Origin of the sequence: Enterococcus sp. C65 (genome assembly GCF_040887165.1) — a bacterium.
GTDB lineage: Bacteria > Bacillota > Bacilli > Lactobacillales > Enterococcaceae > Enterococcus_B > Enterococcus_B hirae.
Genome location: NZ_JBFOFG010000003.1, coordinates 244,071 through 264,944, shown reverse-complemented (window position 1 = coordinate 264,944; position 20,874 = coordinate 244,071). Strand labels below are relative to the sequence as shown.

The window sequence follows — 20,874 nt, the reverse complement described above, 5'->3', positions numbered from 1 at the left end:
ACTCCTACATCTTTTTAGTATAAACCTAAACTTTTTCGTTTTTCATCTGCACTGATATTCAAGACGAAGCCAACACAAATGGATAACATCAATAAACTAGATCCTCCCTGACTCAAAAATGGGAAAGTGATCCCAGTTAACGGAATAACGCCGGTTATCCCTCCCAAATTGATAAATATTTGGATCATGAACATGGCACCAATCCCAATACATAATAGAGAATTAAATGGATCTTTTGAGCGAATCCCCACCAAAAAGATCCGAACAATCATGAAAAACAGTAAAGCAAGAATCAAGATCCCCATGATCACGCCTAACTCTTCTACCACAATGGCATAAATAAAGTCCGTCTGCGCTTCATTTAAAAAACCTTTTTTCTGGATACTATTTCCCAGACCTCGACCAAAAAGCCCTCCATTGAACATCGCATAATAACCATTAGCTAATTGATGACCTTTGTTCAACTCGTCAGAAAAAGGATTTTGATAAATGGCAAATCGGTTATAGATATATTGTAAACGTCCGGGAAATATTTTCCCGTGGGTGATATTGATTAGCCAGATTGCAAAAGCACTCAAGCCAACCCCACCGACCCCAACGATCAACGTATAAACGTAGTTGATACCACTAGCCAAAAGTAAGACTAAGATAATTAAAAAAATGACAGTTGCATTACCAAAATCGGGTAAAATAGCAACTAGCGCTGTTAGTGCCAACACTAACAGTAACGGTCTTTTAACAGTAGAAACAAAATCTTTTTGAACGCTTCTTTGTCTTTTAGATAACGTTAATGCTAAGTACCAAATCACAATGATCTTTAAGTATTCAGCTGGCTGGAGAGAGAATCCAGCGATTTGAAGCCATCCTTTCGCTCCATTGATCTCTTTCCCGAAGAATAAAACGATCAATAGCAAGATTGTCAGTACAGCAATAGCTGCCATAATCAGTCGTTGATTTTTTAATACGGATGTTTTCATTTTATATAAAAGTCCAATAGCTACTAAGCTAACGCCCCAAAACAAACTTTGGTTAAAAAAAGAGGCGGAAGGACTGCTTCCATTTTCTAGCAATAAATAAGATGATGAACTATAGACCATGATTAAACCTAAAATACATAGAATCAAGTAAGGAATCAAAATACTATAGTTTAATAAATGCCTTTTTTTTACTTTCTTAGGCAAGTTTACTCCTCCTTGCCAATTTCTTTTTTATCGTAATTTTCTTGGTAAACCTCACTATATAATCGGTTCAGTTCACGCTCTAGCTCACTCAGCAACAATTGACCTTCCGTTTTATCGATGATGCCTACACGAACGGCAAATCCGACTTGTTGTGAGAAGCCATACATTTGCGTATCTACTACTTCTTCAAATGCCTTACATTGTGAGATACACAGGCTATTTTTTTGATTTTTGATCAAGCGTTTGATTCGTTCTGATTCATCTTTAAGCACTTGAACTGCAAATTCATTTGATAGAGAATCCATCTAAGCCTACCCCCATTCTAAGTTTATTTATTATAACATACTTAAAATTCTAACGGGGAAAAATCCCAGTTTTCGCTCAGGGATTTTCTTCTTTTTTTACTATTTGCTAGCCTATCATGAGCAAAAACAATAGATGCACTAATTTTACAAACGATACACTACTTAACTAGAAAGTATCAGTGCTAAAAAAGCGTCCCCGTATTTGTCTAACTTGCTTTGTCCTACCCCTTTTATCTGCAATAAAGAAAGTCGATCTTTTGGACGTTGTCGACTCATTTCTTTTAAAGTCGCATCTGAAAAAACCACATAAGGCGGCACGCCTGCTTCAGAAGCTAAGTCAGTTCGTAACTCTCTTAGCGTTTCAAATAAGGTGTCAGCTTCTTCATCAGAAAGTTGTTGGACTTTTTCAGCTTCTTTTTTAAATACTTTTTGTTTCCCTTTTAACACTTCGATTCCTAGTTCCGTTACTTTCAACGTGGGGTATTCACCGTTCATTGAATACAGATAACCACCAGAAATAAGATACTCGATCAACTGAAGAATATCTTTTTGTGCCCATTTTTTTAATAAGCCGTAAGTTGATAACGCTTGAAAACCTAGCATCTTGACTTTTTGTTCTTTCGAACCAGCTAATACCTTCATCAACAATTGTTTCCCATAATTTTCACCCATGCGTTTCAAGCAAGACAACACCATCTGTGTTTCAGTCGTTACATCGACTAGTTCACGTTCATCTAAACAGTTACCACATCTTCCACATGGGATACTTTTTTCGCCAAAATAAGTAAGAATATATTGTTGCAGACAGGATTCGATGTAGACGTATTCCGTCATTGCTTTTAATTTTTCGTATTCTTTTTGTTTTTGTGACTCTTCTCGTTGAGATTGTTGGATAAAAAATTTTTGGACCTGTATATCTTGGGGAGCAAACAACAAGACAGCCTCACTTAAGAGCCCATCACGACCTGCTCGTCCCGCCTCCTGATAGTAAGCTTCTAAAGAACCAGGAATCTGATAGTGAATGACGAAGCGGATGTTACTCTTATTGATCCCCATGCCAAAAGCATTCGTTGCAACTAATAATTCTGTACGGTCATATAAAAAGTCTTCTTGGATTTCTGTTCGTTGGCTTTCACTCATCCCACCATGATATCTGCCAACACTGAAATCAAATTTCTTTAACAAATGATAGATTCGATCAACTTCTTTGCGGGTAGCGGCATAAATGATCCCTGATTGCTTTTTATTGATACGCAGATACTCAATTAAGTACTGCTCTTTTTTTTGATCTTTTACTACTTGTAAACGTAGATTTTCTCGTGCATAACCCGTTTGAATATGATTATCCATTGGTATCTTTAAAAGTCTTTTAATATCTTCTGCTACTTGCTTTGTTGCAGTAGCAGTCAATGCCACAATGACCGGTCGTTGATCAAACGTGCTTAATGTTTCTGCCATATGAAGATAGCTTGGACGAAAATCATGTCCCCATTGTGAGATACAATGCGCTTCATCAATCGCTATCAGTTGCACGTGCCAACGTTTCATTGATTGGATAAAATCTGGCATGATAAACCGTTCTGGCGCAACATATAATAATTGGATTTGTTGCTGTTCGAGTAATCGAAACCGAGAAGCAGTCTCATAACTATCCAATGAACTATTGATAAATGTCGCTGAAATGCCTAACTGATTGGCAGCATCTACTTGATCTTTCATCAGAGAGATCAAAGGAGAAATGACCACAGTCAAGCCATCCAGCATCAATGCTGGCAATTGATAACAAATGGACTTCCCACTTCCTGTAGGCATGATCCCTAGGACGTCTTCATGACCAAGTACCTTTTGGATAATTTCTTTTTGTCCAGGGCGAAATACTTCATAACCAAAGTATTGTTTTAATATATCATTCATTTTATCCCTACTTTTTAGTTGATTTAAGAGGTTGTGAAAAGAGCGCTTTGACCTGAGCGTTAAGGATGAAAATCTTGAAACAGCTCCCCATGTTTTGAGATTTTTTGACTTATCGCCGAGGGTCAGCTCTTTGAACACCGTGAATAAGAGGTTGTGAAAAGAGCGCTTTGACCTGAGCGCTCACCAAGTAAAAACTGCGCCGAGTAATCGCAGGAGCATTAAGGATGATAATCTCGAAACAGCTCCCCATGATTTACGAAATTCAGCTTTATGTCAAAAAACTGTCGCTCTATAACTATAATACGTCAATTATATTTTACTTCTCCAAGCAATCAAGTACAACATACTTTTTGTGAAACTTTCGCTTTTCGTGAAACAAAAACCGAGGTAATTAAAGATTTTAAAAAGACTTTTAATAAACTTTTAGCGTACTTATTGAATTTTTCTTTTAATTTTTATTAACTTCTCCACAGATAACAATTTTAGAAAAAGGAAAAACAATTCTCTCCTTTTAATTTCAAACAATTGAATACGTTCTAAAAAATTGAGAAGCAAAATTTGCAGACAGTATTTTTCTTTTCATCCACTTTAATGCTGATTTACCAGTCATCTGAACAAAAAATAAACCGAAGATGCCCGAAAATAGTTACTCCTATTTTTGGACTTCTTCGGTTTATTTCTCAAAGCTAAACATCACTGTATCAACAAGGTGAACAAATGATTATTTTTTCTTTTTAGAAGCTTTTTCACGTGCATTTTTGTTTAAGATTTGTTTTCTTAAACGGATACTTTCCGGTGTTACTTCACAATATTCATCGTCATTCAAGAATTCTAACGATTCTTCTAACGTCAATTGTTTTGGTTTTTTGATAACAGATGTTTGGTCCTTGGTAGCAGAACGAACGTTAGTCATTTGTTTTACTTTCGTAATGTTAACAGTCAAGTCATTGTCACGGCTATTTTCGCCAATGATCATGCCTTCATAAACTTCTGTACCTGGTTCAACAAAAACAGTTCCACGTTCTTCGATACTCATGATTGAATAAGTTGTTGCTTTTCCAGTATCAATCGATACTAATGCACCTTGGTGTCGTCCACCGATTTGACCTGGTAACATTGGTAGGTATTGATCAAATGTGTGGTTCATGATGCCGTAGCCACGAGTCATTGAAAGGAATTCAGTTGAATAACCGATCAAGCCACGAGCTGGTGTTAAAAATGTTAGACGGATTTGTCCATTACCAGTATGGATCATGTCTTGCATTTCACCTTTACGTAAGCTTAATGATTCGATTACGCTACCCATATATTCTTCAGGTGTGTCGATTTGAACACGTTCAAAAGGTTCACATTTCACGCCATCAATTTCTTTTTCGATAACTTCAGGACGCGATACTTGTAGTTCATAACCTTCACGACGCATGTTTTCGATCAAGATTGACAAATGAAGTTCTCCACGACCAGAAACAGTCCAAGCATCTGGAGAATTTGTTGGTTCAACACGCAATGAAACATCCGTTTGCAACTCAGCCATCAAGCGTTCTTCAATTTTACGAGCAGTGACATATTTTCCTTCACGGCCGGCAAATGGTGAATTATTCACTAAGAAAGTCATTTGCAGTGTTGGTTCGTCAATGTGTAGAATTGGCAGAGCATCTTGGTGGTCCACAGGTGTCACTGTTTCCCCGACGAAAATATCTTCCATTCCTGATACGGCAATTAGATCTCCAGCTTTTGCTTCGTCAATTTCTAAACGTTTCAAGCCGAAGAAACCAAATAATTTAGTTACACGGAATTTTTTAACTGAACCGTCTAATTTTAGTAAGGCAACTTGGTCCCCTACTTTGATCGTTCCACGGAAGACACGACCAATCCCGATACGTCCAACATAGTCGTTATAATCAAGCAATGATACTTGGAATTGTAATGGTTCATCGCTATTGTCTACTGGCGCAGGGATTTTTTCAACAATTGTATCAAAGATCGGTGCCATTGTTGGTTCTTGATCAGCTGGATCATCAGACAAGCTAGATGTTCCGTTTAATGCTGAAGCATAGATAACTGGGAAATCTAATTGATCATCATCTGCACCTAGTTCAATAAATAATTCTAATACTTCATCAACAACAAACTCAGGTCGTGCAGAAGGTTTATCAATTTTATTCACAACTACGATCGGTGTAATATGTTGTTCTAGCGCTTTTTTCAAAACAAAACGAGTTTGTGGCATCGTTCCTTCATAAGCATCAACTACTAAGACAACGCCGTCAACCATTTTCATGATTCGTTCAACTTCGCCACCAAAGTCCGCATGCCCAGGTGTATCCATGATATTGACACGAATCCCTTTATAATCAACTGCGGTATTTTTTGCTAAAATCGTGATTCCACGTTCTTTTTCTAAAGCATTTGAATCCATCGCACGTTCTTGTAATTGTGTGTGTGCGTCTAATGTATCTGATTGTTTCAATAATTCATCAACCAATGTGGTTTTTCCGTGGTCAACGTGGGCGATGATCGCTACGTTACGGATATCATTTCTATAGTTCAATGTAACTAACTCCTTCTCGGTTCTTTATGACAGTGCAATTTTACTCGACTGTTTATTATAGCAAACTTTTTTCATGAAATATAGTAAAATGTTTTCATTTTTTCGAGAAAATTAATATTTTAGCCATATTTTTCTTAATTTTTCGGTTTTTTTACTTATTTAGCGAATCAGCCGCAGCAATAAGTGCCCGAATTTCATCATAGGCTTGAGGTGTAGCCGCAATATAATATTCTCTTCCTCGAAATTTTAGCTTTTCTCCTGAGATACCGCTATATTTCATTCCAAATTCAGCGAGTAAAACATTCCCTGCGCCATAGTCCCACGGGCTCAAATTTGCAATATAACCAATATGTTTTCCTTTTAAAAGTGCAATCATTTCTAGTCCTGCACATCCATAAATACGAACACCCATACTTTGTTCACCAATCGTTCGAACATTCCACCGGTTATGACTAAAAAGATAACCGTTCAAACCAATAAGTCCATCTTTTAAACGAAGGTCTTCTGGCTTAGTTAACGGATGGTCATTCATATAAACACCTAAATCTTTTCCACCCCAATACAGCGCTTCTTTCATCACGTCATAAATAAAACCAAGTTGTCCAACACCATCTTGATAAACGCCTAACATAATACAAAAATTCTCTTGTTCAAGTACGAAGTTCATGGTTCCATCAATTGGATCAATAACAAATACTTGCCCTTCAAAGCTTTCTAACTCACTGTAACCTTCTTCTTCTGCGAGAATCTTTGCTTCTGGATTATACGCCTGAATCTTTTCAATCAAAAAAGCTTGGACTTCACGATCCATATTGGTAACCAGATCTTTTCGATTGGTTTTTTGATCAACCTTCAACGTCTTGATTTGTACCCTACGGATTTTCTCAGCTGCTTCTTTAAGCCAAATTTTGATCTGATGGATCAGTTCTTGTTTATTCATGTTCTCACCCATTCATTTTTAGGATTTTTTTCTGATTCTTTTTTGCTGCTTGAACTGTTCGATACAATGAATAACCTGATACTTTTTCAAATTCTTTTCCTAATTTTTTTTCTTCTCCAATAGATGGAATAACCGTTTTGAATTGTTTGTATGATTTTAAAAACCGAGCATTATCGATGCCCTTTTCATTCGCTAACTCTAAATCCTCCCACATCTTCATCACAATGACCATTTCTTCGGTGGTCCAATCTAAATCAAGCGGGTATTGATAATCTTGCATACTTCATTCTCCTATTTCCTATAGTCAAAATCAGTGTATCATAAGAATAAGTACATAACCAAATAGTTTCGATTTTCTAGTTTACATAATTAATTTATAGTTGAATAACTATTTTATATCGCTAGCTAAGAAAAATAAGTAATAGTCTATAAAAATTCACACATTCATACAAAGAACCGTCACTAACAAAATAGAGAAAATAAATTCTGTCGGTGACGTAGGTTTATTTATTAAGATAAGAGGAAAAGATCTAACATTTTTACTTTTCCTAAGGGATTTCATATGAAACTAACGTCCTTCATGTTCAGGTATATTTAACGAGCTCATAGACGCTTCATTAGCAAAACTATGATTTATCCGATATTGTTCATTTATTTTAGTGGCAGTGTATGTTTCATCTTTTGAAATTAATTTAAACATCCCCTTCTGTAGCTCAGCAAATTTAGAATTCCCTTCATTTTCTAAAAAAATCTTATAGAACCAATTTTGAGAGGATAAAGACGAATTTTTAATATAATGACAATGTGGCAATGCTTTGACAACAACTTCAATAAGTACTTCTGTATCGACCTTAGGCCTATATGATTCATTATCCTTTCTACTTAAATAATGAAGTAAGGTGCTTTTAACATCTCGTTTAGTAATGATATTTCCTCCATTAACAGCTAGTTCATTGTATTTTTGAATCGTTTTGTTTAGTTCAAAATTTATTATATTATCGCTAAGTATCTCTTCTGATGATATAGTACTTGGAATCTCTGCTGCATTAATATACATCGTAAATTCAGACGAAGAAACATATTTTTCTAAATTTTCAGAAAAACTCTCCAAACTTATTGGATTTTCTAAAATTGCTTTGGGTAAAATTTCACTGAACTGAGATTGTTCAGAAATTCCTATTTTATTCATAATAATGCTTATTTCCCTATTGGCCTCTTCACTGAGAGGAACAACTTTACCAAACTCTGAATGTTCACTCAAAATTTTTTCAACGATACAATGATAGCTTGATTTTTCTAATAGCTCTGGTAAATAATCGGTTAATCTTTCCCATGGAAATTTTAGCTTTTCTTCTAATATTTGTTTCATACTTTTGGTACTAATCTTATTTGAATGTGCAAAAGTTTGAAGATCTTTGTCTGGCCTAAGTAAAAAAGATTTTGTTAGTTTATTATCTTCTTTATTCATCTGTTGACTACCTCCTACAAAATATTAATAATTGCTATCTATTTAGTTCTACATTAAGTATAGACTGAGAGATGCTCCGAGTATCAATTACATTTATTTTCTTATTATGAGATAAACCTTTATGTATCGCGTTCAATCGCTTTACTTCTATTCTTTTTTTCTCTTTGTTCGAATGCTTCTTTTTCTCTGCGATTATTTTCGCCTATTAGACGACTAAAATCAGGGAATGTCGTTTCTACAATATCATTCCCATTTTTATAATAATTGGCAATAATTTCCATTCTAGATTCTTTTTGGCATTCTATAAACAACGCACTGATGACACTTTTTCTAAAACCTTCATTTGCACATAATAATTCACTGCGTTGGAACCCTTTTCCTTCTCTTTTTAGCGCATCTAATAAAGAAGGACCTTCGATTTTATATTTTTCATATATAATATTTTCAATTTCAGCATACCTCAATGGTTCTCTCTCAAATAAATCTGTTAAATGAATATAATAATTGTATGCACTTTTCTCAAATATACGTTGGATTGTTCGATAGTCATTATGTCGATTCACATTGCCAACATTTGGATTTACATGAATTTTTTGTATTTGAGTAAACTTCATCTTTTTACCCCATTTCTTTTTTTACATAACTCTCTAACGTCCCTCTCAATACTTTTTACTTTTATATCATTTTTTATTTGTGGTTTGTAGAGCATCGCTCATCTGATTGATTTGAATTTTCTGTGTTGTAACCGAGATCTTATCATTCAAACTAGATAAGTGCGTGTGCAAATTGTTTTGATGTTTTCTCTTTTTTCTCCAATTTTCATATTCTATCACCGTAGTCTAAAATTATTGCCAATTAAGCTAGATAAGTTCATTAACTTTTTTATAAAAAAAGCTTATCATGAAATCGGTTACAATGAGAGCCCTTTTATTTTTTTTTTTGAAAATTATGTTCATATTACAACACTGTATATGAAAAATTTTTAGTATAATGGAGTGTTGTAGGTTATTATGCGGAATTTTTTATAGCACTATTCAACAGCAAATGAAGTCGTGGATCATTTACTTTCCCCATGAATTTCAGCTTATTGTTACCACAAAGAGATACCAACTAACTATGATTGAGAAAACGCTACTTTTTCCTAGTTACTACAAGAAATGCTGAAAGAACATACTTTTAATGTGAAGCAAAAAACATCAAAACTAGTTGAAGTTACTAATTTTGATGTTTATTAGAAATCTTATTAGATTTGATAAAGAACTAAGAGCTATAATTATCTCGATTTATCTTCTGTTTTTACACGTTGTTCTTCTGTATGAGATGCTACGAAACCCTTCTGCAAACGTTCTCTTATTGCCATTAAATCATGTTTTTCTTCTTTATCACAAAGTGTTTGACTAATATATTGACCAGTAATTTCAGCATTTTTATGCCCATTTTGATGGTATTTCTCATTCAATTGAATGAACGCCTGTTGTCTACATTCCTTCATTAATCTTGCTATCATAAAATCTCGAATATTTTTCAATGGCGGATAAAATAATTCGCTGAAAGCAAGCCCTTTTCCTTCTCGCTTTAACAAAAGCAATAAAGAAATACCTTTAATTTCGTATTTATCCATAATGGTCTTTTCAATTTCAAAATACGCTAACGGATTTTTTTCAAAGAGATCTGATAGATGGTTGAAATAGTTCATTTGATTCTTTTTGATAATTTTCATAATATCGTTCCGTTGTGGAAGACGATTGATATCGTCTATATTAGGAGGTACCTGAGTGCCTTCTTCTCTTTGACTCATCATTTCCGACCTTTCTTTTTATTATATTTGACTTGATTCATTTTTATTGAATCTTTTTCTAACGAATAAATTCAAGTCATTATTATTGGCAATAAATCTCCATTCATTATTTTGGCTGCTGTATCTTTAGTATGTTCCGTTAATAAATAAGTTTACTGTTTTTGTAAGATTCTGTTCAACAGCACTTGCTCAGATCATTTTATTCAATTATCAGAAACACTACCACTTATGTACAAACGTCTATACATCCACTCTCAGGCATTTCACTTATTTTCCATAATCAATTCCTTTTTAATACATTTATTGTTTCTCTATTTTAACATCGAATGTTCTAACAAATAATTCACTTTTTCTTCTTTTTAGAAAAAAATGTTCGATCAAAATCAAATTCTTGGTCTTTTTCTGAATAATTTTTTGTTTGTTTTATTTTTTTCTAAGGTTTATTCGATTTTACTAATGATTATCCTGTTAGAATTTTATTACGTCCTTCCGCCAAAAATTAAATTTGGACTCGTATCTTGTTTATGTTCTATCCTTATATTACTTTCTGTAGCCGTAATTTTAGCATTTCCAATACTTGCTGAAAAAGTTTGAAGTCCTTGTGATTTTATTTCTATTTCTTTTAGTAAAAGATCATAATTTTTAGTCCAATTATGCAACGTTTTCGGAACCAAACGATAATATTCACATATTTGCTTTTTAGTCATTTCTTTATTCTTAAGTAAACGAACGCACGCTGCTTTAACTTCAGCTGGACAAGACAAATTCCCTGGCCCTAGCTCCCTATTTTTTAAATCTTCGAGAGTTGTTATTATGTTTTTATTTCCAAGCGCTTGATCGTATCTATAATTCCATCTTCTTAAATTCCCATCAGAAATGTTCAATTTGTCACACAATTCTTTCTGCGTTAATCGTTCACTTCTCCATAAAAGTACACAAGCTTCCTTAACCTTATTAGTACAATTCAGATTCTCCTCAGTTTTTTCCCTACTCCTCAACTCTTCGATAGTCGATATTATTTTATGAGTTAACTTCTCTTTTTTATCTATATGTTCTGATTCACTATTGGCTGACTGATCGGGGACAACCTCTTCATATTCAAGCAACTTTTGAAATGTATCAATTGATAATTCCAATATGTCACAAAATGTCTCTCTTGTGATAACTGATTGAATGGATTGATATAGTTGAACGTAATCCACTTTAGGATATGTTTTATTGACTTTTTTTGGTAGAGCAAGCTCAAGAGAGTGCGCCGTTTGAGAAATAGGCTGCTTATCAATTTGTTTGATTGCCTGAGCCACTGGGATGTTTTTGGAACTTTTCGTACGCTTATCTTGTATTTCCTTTTCTGTAAAGTCACTTATATTTCGATTATGAGGATCAGATTGTTCTTGATGTTCATTTGATTTCGCCTCATCAGATATTCGTATTCTTTTTGGTTCATATATATCACCTAACACTTTCACTGCTTACTCTATCGTATAATTGCCATTTAACAGCGGATTATATAATTCGTCCCATCCTTGAAGATTAACTGATTCCTGCTCATCAAACATTTGTTTTCTTTTTGTGTGAACTGTATTGTCTGACACTTCCACTGTTTGAGCTATCGGAAGTTTATCCTTTAATATAGGGTTGAATAAATTGCCCGAGTCTTGGTGAAGCAAACGATGATCTTCATTTGCCTCGTTTAAATCATTCGAACCTTTTATTTCCTCATTCTCATCACCTACATGATAGCCCTCTTGAGGGATTACAATCGTTTCATTTTTCATAGGGTCACTCTCCTTTAAAGTAATTTAACATTAAATTAGTAAATAACTACTTCCGCTAAACAATCAAATAATTGATATCGAAATGTGTCGATCCAATTGCTTTTTTATTTTTCAGAAAAAAAGGTAAAAATAAGAAAAGACACCTCGAAACCATTTAGAATGAATTTGACTGACCAAGTCATAAAAGGATTCAAGCTGTCTTATACTCAACTTATCAAAGATACCTTAAATACTCTAAACCTAACAATCTATAGCTAATAAAAAGGACAAAAAGGAATTTTTCTTCTTTCTGTCCTAATTATTCTAAGATTTCTCTTTACCAACATTAGTTGTAAAAAGCCTAATTTTGATATTTATTAACTAACCTTATCCGGCTGGACAAAGAGCTAAAAGCGATTATCTCGATTCTCCTCTATTTTTACACTTTGTTCTTCTTTAGGATATTTTGCGAACTCCTTCTTCAGATGTTCTCTTATCCCCACTAGATCACGTTTTTCTTCTTTATTGTCAGATGATATAAAGTATGGGTCTGTGATTTCAACAATTCTATGCCCATTTTGTTGGTATTTTTCATTCAATTGAATGAATGCCTGTTGTCTACATTCCTTCATTAATCCTTTTATCATAATCTCTCGAATATTTTTCAATGGTGGATAAAATAATTCGCTGGATGCCAGACCTTTTCCTTCCCTTTTTAACAAAACCAATAAAGAGATACCTTTAATATTCTGTTTATCCATCATTTTTTTTTCAATTTCAAAATAAATTAACGGCTTTTTTTCAAAGAGTTTTGATAGATGATTGAAATAGTTCATTTGATTCTTGTTGATGATTTTTCTAATATCGTCCCATTGAGAATGGCACCTGACATCTTTTGTATGAGGGTCAACATAAACCCCTTCTTCTCTTTTACTCATCATTCCCGACCTTTCTTTCTAACGTAGCTGCTAAATCTTTGTTGTATTCAATATTTATAAAACAAGTTTACCGTCTTTGTGAGTTTCTGTTTAATAACAACTTAACCATAGCTTTTGTCCAGCCGCTAAAAATACTATCAGGGACTTATAAACGTTCATATAATGCAATCTAAGGAATTTGACTTCTTTTCCATAATCATATCCTTTTTTATTCATTTATTATTTATCTATTTTAACATCGAATGTTCTAACAAATAATTCACTTTTTCTTCTTTTGAGAAAAAAATGTTCGACCAAGATTAATTCATTGGACTTGGTCAACATAATTTGTCGGTTTATTTTCATTGTATCTAATGTTCATTCCAATTTTACTTGTGATTAACTGGCTAGAATTTTATTGAATCCTTTAATTTCTCAAAAATAAATTTGGACTCTTCCCTTGTTCATGAACTATCTTCGCATTATTGTCTGCTGCTGTAATTTTTGCCTTGCCGACATTCGATGAAAAGGTTTGGCGTTTTTTTGATTTTTTTTCTGTACCATTAAGTAGTTGTTTATATTTAATGGTCCAACCATAAAATGTTTTAATGTTCAAATGATACTTTTCACATATTTCATTCCTGTTTTTTTTATTTAATAAAAGAACACATTCTCTTTTGACTTCCTCATTACAATTCAGTTTCCCTAAATTTAGATTCCTATTTTCTAATTCTTGGAGAGTTGTTATTTTTTTGCTCTGCTCATTTCTATGTGTCCGGTCGTATTTAGATTCCCAATGTCTTAACCCCCCATCACTGATATTCAATTTGTTACATAATTCTCTCTTCTTCATTGAGCAAACTCTACTTAAAAGTACACAGGCTACCTTCACTTCATCAGTACAATCCAGATTTTCTCCAGTTTGTTCTCTACCCATCAACTCTTCGATAGTCGATATTGTTTTGCGAGTTAACTTCTCATTTTTATAATCTCTTAGCCATGATTTAAAGAGAGCAGGGTATATTTCTTTCTCCCCACAAAATTGCGCTAGAGATTCGTAAGGATGTTGAGAATTGAGATACAACAGGACCATTTCTAATTTATAGTCTTTCGAGTACGTATTCCTATTATTCTCTAGATATTCTGATTCACCATTTGTTGACTGATCGGGAACAACATCTTCATCTTTAAGCAACTTTTGAAATTTATCATTTGACAATTTCAATAGGTTACAAAATGTCTCTCTTGTGATAACTGATTGAATGGATTGATATAGTTGAATATATTTTAAATAATCATTCTTAGTGACATTTTGTGGAAGAATAGAAAGAGTATGCCCCGTTTGAGGAATAGGCTGCTTATCGGTTTGTTTGATTGGCTTATTCACTAGGGTGTTTTCTGAATTTTTTATACTCTTATCCTGTTTCTTTTGTATAAACTCACCTGTGCCCCTATCATTATGTATGTTATGCGGATTCTGGGGATGTTTTTCTTCATCAATCAGATATTCCTGATTCTGATCCTCTATAAAGTTTACTTGATTATTTTCCGAACCAGGCTGATTAACTGTTTTTCCTGCCATTGTTTGTTCCATTATAGGATATTCTACCTGTTGACTATTTGACGATTCATCGAATAATTTGTTCGATTCTTGACGTTCACTTAATTCCATTACATACTTCATTGGTTTTTTTCCTGAGTTTAATGTCTCATCAAATCTCATTAATATTTCCGTTATTTCTTCTGTCATGAGACTATCATTTGATGAATCATCGAATAAATCATTATTAGATTGTTTTGGAAGTTCATTCGATCCGTTCACATAGTCCACTAGATTTTTTCCTGAGTCTAACGTCTCATCAACTTCCATTAACGCTTCCACTTTTTCCTCTGTCGTGAGATTATCATTTGATGAATCTTCGAATAAATCATTATTAGATTGTTTTGGAAGTTCATTCGATCCGTTCACATAGTCCACTAGATTTTTTCCTGAGTCTAACGTCTCATCAACTTCCGTTAACGCTTCCACTATTTCGTCTGTCGTGAGACTATCATTTGATGAATCATCGAATAAATCGTTATTAGATTGTTTTGGTAGTTCATTCGATCCGTTCACATAGTCCACTAGATTTTTTCCTGAGTCTAACGTCTCATCAATTTCCATTAACGCTTCCACTATTTCGTCTGTCGTGAGACTATCATTTGATAAATTTTCGAATAAATCATTATTAGATTGTTTTGGAAGTTCATTCGATCCGTTCACATAGTCCACTAGATTTTTTGCTGAGTCTAGCGTCTCGTCAAATTCCATTAATGCTTCCACTATTTCGTCTGTCGTGAGACTATCATTTGATAAATCTTCGAATAAATCATTATTAGATTGTTTTGGAAGTTCATTCGATCCGTTCACATAGTCCACTAGATTTTTTCCTGAGTCTAACGTCTCGTCAAATTCCATTAATGCTTCCACTATTTTTTCTGTCGTGAGATTATGATTTGACAATTCATCGGATAAATTTGCTGAATTTTGAAAAAACGAACGTTCTTCATTGGACTCATTTGAATAGTCAAAATCAGATAAACTATCGAACAAGCTATTTCCAAATTCACCTTCTGTCTCTGATAAAATTGGGTGTTCCTCTTGGTTTTCTCTTAGATGACTTCCAGTTACTTGCACTTGTTTGCTATTGAAGATATGATTCTCACTACTTGTTGCTTCCTCCAATTTATTTGGTAAAGGAAGTGATGAAGAAAAGTTTTTATTTTGTTGAGGACCGATCCCTTGAAGTTTATCCTGTTGGTTCTCATCAATTAAATGCTCATTCTCTGTTGTATGTATTTGTTTGCTTATTTGTGATAGTTTGGGTGAATATTCTTCTACTTCATGAAGTACATGAGATTTCTTTGGCTTCTTAGGTTTCACACTCGATGTTTTCAAACTATTTTTATCAATTGGGAACGCCGATAGTGAAAACTTTTCTGGGTCCTTATTTTCTTGCATCTTTCTTTTTCTGCTTGAACTGTCATTGAGATTGTATTTTTTTGACTGGCTGTCATGATCAACACTTTTTTGTTTTCTTAATGAAATGACTTTGTCCTCTAAAGACCTTGGCTGAGCAGGATGTACCTGTTCCAGCTCATCTTTTAGAAGAACTTCTGAAATCAGCTCTTGTTGCTTCACTAACTCTTCCCTTTGCTCAAAACTATTTCTATCTAACTGTAAAATTTCATTTTCTGACGATGTTTTATATTGCATCTCTTCCTTCTGTTCTCTTGCTTTCTTTATTTTCATCAAAATGGTTCTCGCTGATCCGTTAAATTTATTAACAAGTTTACTTACCCACAAGTCTCCTGCTAAATATGCTTCGATATTTTGATTATTGCTCTCTTCCTTTTCTTTAGTTGTCTCATTCGTTAAGCTTTGCTGTTGCAGATTTTGCTCTTTTAGACTGTGTGTTACATTTCCAATGGTTCTCTTTGATACTCCAAATCGCTCAGCAAGTCCTGCTATCGATGTATTTTCTGTTTGGTATGCTTCTATAATCCTTTCATTTCTCTTTTTAATTGAATTGTTAGGACCGCCAATTTCATTATTCTTTTCATTCTCATGACAGTCTCCTTGAAATGTTTTAATCGTTTCTTTTCTCACAAAGTCAATCTCCTTTAAAGTGATTAAAAATTAATTAGTAAACAACTAGTTCCGCTAGTTAAATCATTGATATAGAAATATGCTGATCTGATTGCTTTTACCACATTTATTCTAACACCCTCTTTCAAAAAGCTTGACTTTCTTTTTTCTTTTTTCAGAAAAAGAGGTTTTGAAAAGACTACAAAAAAAACATCAAAGCTAGCAGTTTTTGCTAACTTTGATGTTTCATCGATCATGTATCAATTCAATTTGTCAAAAAGATGTTTTTAACCTGGCAACTATCGCCAGCATCCATACTTTTTTTGAAACAGTTCGGATAAAATATCCCAATTGCTAAATTAAATATGGATTGGTAAACCTAAAGCGAGTTCAGCAGCATCCATCGTAATTTCACCTAGCGATGGATGTGGATGGATCGTTAACGCAATATCTTCGGCATTCATTCCTGATTCAATGGCTAAAGCAAGCTCAGAAACCATATCACTAGCACCTACACCACCGATTTGCGCTCCAATGATGACATTGTCTTCATTGGTCGTCACTAAACGGATAAAACCTTCTGTTTTTGCAAGCGATAACGCCCGTCCATTTCCTGAAAACGGAAATTTATATGCAGTAGCTTCAATACCAGCTTCTTTTGCTTCTTTGATCGTCATCCCAACAGAAGCTAATTCTGGATCTGTAAAGGCAACCGCAGGCATTGCTTTATAGTCAACTGCTACTTTCTTACCTGAGATAGCTTCTGCAGCAATTTTTGCTTCATAACTTGCTTTATGCGCTAAAGCAGCACCTGGTACGATATCCCCAATTGCAAAAATGTTTGGCACGTTCGTACGCCCTTGTTGATCCACTGGAATCAATCCACGTTCACCGACTTCGACACCCGCTTGTTCTAATCCCATATCGTCAGTATTTGGACGACGGCCAACTGTTACCATAACATAATCTGCTGTCACTGTTTCTTCTTTACCGTCAACAGTATATTTGACTGTCACACTGTCCCCATTATCAACAGCTTCTTTCGCCATTGCATTGGTTACGATTGTCACACCTTTTTTCTTGAAGTCGTCTTCCACTAATTTCACCATATCTTTTTCATAGGTAGGTAAAATTTGAGGAGAACCTTCAAGAATCGTTACCTCAGCACCTAAGTTAGCATAGGCTCCACCTAATTCTGCTCCAATAACTCCGCCACCAATAATGACGAATTTTTTTGGTACTTCTTTTAGAGCTAAGCCGCCTGTTGAGTCAAGTACACGTCCGCCAAACTTGAATCCTGGGATTTCGATCGGACGGGAGCCAGTGGCAATGATTGCGTTATTGAAAGAATACGTTTGAGCAGAATCGGGATGGATCACACGCAATGTATGATCATCGACGAAGAATGCTTCGCCTTCGATTGTTTCTACCTTGTGTTTTTTCAATAAGAAGCCAACACCAGAAGTCAGTGTTTTCACTACTTTATTTTCTTTCCAGTCTTGTGTTTTTGCAAAATCAAGTGTGACATTTTCACTCGTGACACCGAATAAAGTTGAATCAAGAGATTCTTGATAATGATGTCCTGCAGCAATCAGCGCTTTTGAAGGAATACAACCAACGTTTAAACAAACACCACCGATGTATTCTCTTTCAATGATTGCCACTTTTTGTCCCATTTCAGCAGCACGGATGGCAGCAACATAGCCACCAGGTCCCGCACCGATTACAACTGTGTCTAATTCTACAGCAAAATCTCCAACTACCATTTGTTTATCATCCTTCCATCATCAATAACTCAGGATCAGCTAAAAGTCGTTTGATATTGTTCATTGCTTGTTGAGCTGTTGCTCCGTCTACGATACGGTGATCAAAGCTTAAGGAAAGTTTCATCACTCGTCCAACAACGATTTCACCTTCACCATTAACGATCGGTTGTTGTGCAATTGTTCCCACACCTAAAATTGCTACTTCAGGGTAGTTGATTACTGGTGTAAACCAGCCACCACCTACAGAACCAATATTACTGATCGTAATAGTGCCATTTCGCATATCTTCAGCTGCTAATTTACCTTCATGAGCTAGTTTTGCTTTTTCATTGATTTCATCCGCAATCGCAAACATCCCTTTACGGTCTGCATCTTTTACATTTGGTACATACAAGCCATGATCTGTATCAGTTGCGATTCCGATGTTATAGTAATTTTTATAAACGATTTCTTGGTTCGCATCATCAATTGACGCATTCAAAATAGGGAATTTCTTCACAGTAGCAGTTAATGCTTTTACCACGTATGGCAAGAAAGTCAATTTTGTCCCATTCGCAGCTGCCACTTCTTTAAATCTCTTACGATTATCCCAAAGTTTAGAAACCTCTACTTCGTCATGTAAAGTAACATGTGGCGCTGTTTGCTTGCTATTGACCATTGCTTTAGCAATCGCTTTACGTGTCGGTGTCATTGCTACACGTTCTTCCAATTCACCTAAATTAGATTTGAACGCTTTTGCTGGTGCTGCTGGCTTGCTTTCAGCTTTCGCTTCAACCGCTTTTTCTGTCGCAGGTGCAGCTGGTTCAGCTGATGCTGTTTGACTCGCATGCCCACCTGATAGATAGCTTTCAATATCTTCTTTTGTCACACGTCCACCTTTACCAGTTGCAGTGACTTGTGTGATATCCACGTCTTTTTCACGAGCAAATTGTCGAACTGATGGCATAGCCAAAACACGTTTGTTAGGATCAGCTGCCTCAGCTACTGATGCTGAACCAGAAGTTTCTACTTTAGCATCAGTTGATTCAGCTGTTTTTTCTGATGTAGTAGAAGGCGCACTATTATGTCCTGGTGCATCGATTTCTACTAATACATCACCAACAGTTGCAACTGTTCCTTCTGATACCAAGATGTTTTTAACCGTTCCAGTCACTGGTGACGGGATTTCTTCTACCGATTTATCGTTTTGTACTTCTAACAATGTGTCATCTTCATTGATGGTATCGCCTGGTTTCACAAACCATTTAACGATTTCACCTTCTGCGATTCCTTCACCAATATCGGGTAATTTAAATTCAAAGACCCCACCATCGGCACTAGCTTCAGTTGGTTCAGCAGCTGGATGTTCAGGTGTTTGCTCTTTCGCTGCTACTCCAGCATCGCCACTTGTTTCGTTGTCTTCATGTCCTGGTGCATCGATTTCTACCAGTACATCGCCAACATTCGCGACTGTTCCTTCAGGTACGATGACGTTTTTCACTGTCCCAGTAACTGGGGATGGAATTTCTTCTACTGATTTATCATTTTGAACTTCTAATAACGTATCATCCTCATTGATGGTATCGCCTGGCTTGACAAACCATTTGACGATTTCGCCTTCTGCGATTCCTTCACCAATGTCAGGTAATTTAAATTGGTATGCCATGATTTACTTACGTCCCTTCTTATTTCTTAGAATTCTGCAATTTCTTTGACTTTTGCTTCAATATCAGCCGCATTTGGTAACCAGATGTTTTCAGCTTGTCCAAATGGAAAAACAGTATCTGGTGCTGCTACACGTCCAATTGGTGCTTCTAATGAAAGGATCGCACGTTCTGAGATTTCAGCAATCACTTGGGCACTTACACCTGCTTGTCGTTGCGCTTCTTGAACGACTACCACACGACCAGTTTTCTCAACTGATTGAATGATTGTGTCAATATCTAGCGGTGCGACTGTTCTTAGGTCAACGACTTCTACTGAAATATCCTCTTTCGCAAGATTGTCAGCTGCTTTGATCGCTTCACGAACCATTGCGCCATAGGTAATGATTGAAACGTCTGTTCCTTCACGAGTAATTGCCGCTTTGTCCAATGGTACTTCATAAGCTTCATCTGGAACTTCTTCACGGAATGAACGATAAAGTTTCATATGTTCCAAAAATACAACTGGGTCATTGCTGCGGATAGAAGAGATCAATAATCCTTTTGCATCATAAGGATTTGATGGAATGACTACGCGAATTCCTGGAGATTGAGCAATCAATCCTTCTAAGTTATCTGAATGAAGTTCTGGTGTGTGAACCCCACCACCAAATGGTGAACGAATCGTGATCGGTAGATTTCTAGTCCCACCCATTCGATATCTTGTACGTGCCATTTGTGCGACTACTTCATCCATGGCTTCAAAAATAAATCCAAAGAACTGAATTTCAGGTACTGGACGAAAACCTTCTAAAGCTAACCCAAAACTCATACCAGCAATCCCTGATTCAGCTAATGGGGTATCGAAAACGCGTTCTTCGCCAAATTTTTCTTGCAATCCTTCCGTTGCACGGAAAACTCCACCGTTTTTCCCAACATCTTCACCAAAAACGATTACGTTCTCATCATTTTCAAGTTCAAGTGCTAGGGCATCTGTGATTGCTTGAATCATTGTTTTTTGTGCCAT

At 35.3% G+C, this 20,874-nt stretch carries 16 protein-coding genes; all 16 read right to left on the bottom strand.

Going from position 1 to position 20,874, the window contains the following annotated elements:
• Positions 1-14 precede the first annotated feature (14 nt).
• Positions 15-1,181, bottom strand: coding sequence for an FtsW/RodA/SpoVE family cell cycle protein (locus AB3I12_RS04835; protein WP_063627026.1), 1,167 nt, complete (start codon positions 1,179-1,181; stop codon positions 15-17).
• 2 nt (positions 1,182-1,183) lie between these two features.
• Positions 1,184-1,486, bottom strand: a complete 303-nt coding sequence (locus tag AB3I12_RS04830) for a DUF1507 family protein (RefSeq protein WP_010719354.1) — start codon at positions 1,484-1,486, stop codon at positions 1,184-1,186.
• 162 nt (positions 1,487-1,648) lie between these two features.
• Positions 1,649-3,400, bottom strand: a complete 1,752-nt coding sequence (gene recQ / locus AB3I12_RS04825; protein WP_063627024.1) for a DNA helicase RecQ — start codon at positions 3,398-3,400, stop codon at positions 1,649-1,651.
• A gap of 721 nt (positions 3,401-4,121) precedes the next feature.
• Entirely contained in the window at positions 4,122-5,951 is a 1,830-nt protein-coding gene (gene typA, locus AB3I12_RS04820; RefSeq protein ID WP_368015553.1) for a translational GTPase TypA, read from the bottom strand.
• A gap of 151 nt (positions 5,952-6,102) precedes the next feature.
• A complete protein-coding gene (locus AB3I12_RS04815; protein WP_231105538.1) occupies positions 6,103-6,891 on the bottom strand; it encodes an inositol monophosphatase family protein in 789 nt (262 codons plus the stop codon).
• A 4-nt stretch (positions 6,892-6,895) separates the two neighbouring features.
• A complete protein-coding gene (locus AB3I12_RS04810) occupies positions 6,896-7,171 on the bottom strand; it encodes a UPF0223 family protein (RefSeq protein ID WP_063627020.1) in 276 nt (91 codons plus the stop codon).
• Positions 7,172-7,459: 288 nt separating this feature from the next.
• Positions 7,460-8,359, bottom strand: coding sequence for a hypothetical protein (locus AB3I12_RS04805; protein ID WP_063627019.1), 900 nt, complete (start codon positions 8,357-8,359; stop codon positions 7,460-7,462).
• A gap of 119 nt (positions 8,360-8,478) precedes the next feature.
• Entirely contained in the window at positions 8,479-8,973 is a 495-nt protein-coding gene (locus AB3I12_RS04800) for a hypothetical protein (RefSeq protein ID WP_063627017.1), read from the bottom strand.
• Between the two features lie 659 nt (positions 8,974-9,632).
• Complete coding sequence (locus AB3I12_RS04795) at positions 9,633-10,157, bottom strand: hypothetical protein (RefSeq protein WP_155727567.1); 525 nt, start codon at positions 10,155-10,157, stop codon at positions 9,633-9,635.
• 479 nt (positions 10,158-10,636) lie between these two features.
• Positions 10,637-11,626 carry a hypothetical protein gene (locus tag AB3I12_RS04790; RefSeq protein ID WP_063627013.1) on the bottom strand — a complete coding sequence of 330 codons (990 nt, stop codon included), beginning with the start codon at positions 11,624-11,626 and terminating at the stop codon, positions 10,637-10,639.
• Between the two features lie 3 nt (positions 11,627-11,629).
• Positions 11,630-11,935: a hypothetical protein gene (locus AB3I12_RS04785; RefSeq protein ID WP_063627010.1), complete on the bottom strand. Its 306-nt coding sequence runs from the start codon at positions 11,933-11,935 to the stop codon at positions 11,630-11,632.
• 386 nt (positions 11,936-12,321) lie between these two features.
• Positions 12,322-12,855: a hypothetical protein gene (locus AB3I12_RS04780; RefSeq protein ID WP_081129106.1), complete on the bottom strand. Its 534-nt coding sequence runs from the start codon at positions 12,853-12,855 to the stop codon at positions 12,322-12,324.
• Positions 12,856-13,258: 403 nt separating this feature from the next.
• Positions 13,259-16,480, bottom strand: a complete 3,222-nt coding sequence (locus tag AB3I12_RS04775; RefSeq protein WP_231105537.1) for a hypothetical protein — start codon at positions 16,478-16,480, stop codon at positions 13,259-13,261.
• 338 nt (positions 16,481-16,818) lie between these two features.
• On the bottom strand, positions 16,819-18,225 hold the full coding sequence (gene lpdA, locus AB3I12_RS04770) for a dihydrolipoyl dehydrogenase (protein ID WP_010719369.1): 1,407 nt from the start codon (positions 18,223-18,225) through the stop codon (positions 16,819-16,821).
• A gap of 7 nt (positions 18,226-18,232) precedes the next feature.
• Positions 18,233-19,870 carry a dihydrolipoyllysine-residue acetyltransferase gene (locus AB3I12_RS04765; RefSeq protein WP_063627006.1) on the bottom strand — a complete coding sequence of 546 codons (1,638 nt, stop codon included), beginning with the start codon at positions 19,868-19,870 and terminating at the stop codon, positions 18,233-18,235.
• A 26-nt stretch (positions 19,871-19,896) separates the two neighbouring features.
• Positions 19,897-20,874 (bottom strand): alpha-ketoacid dehydrogenase subunit beta, encoded by a 978-nt coding sequence (locus AB3I12_RS04760; RefSeq protein ID WP_010737448.1) that lies wholly within the window; start codon positions 20,872-20,874, stop codon positions 19,897-19,899.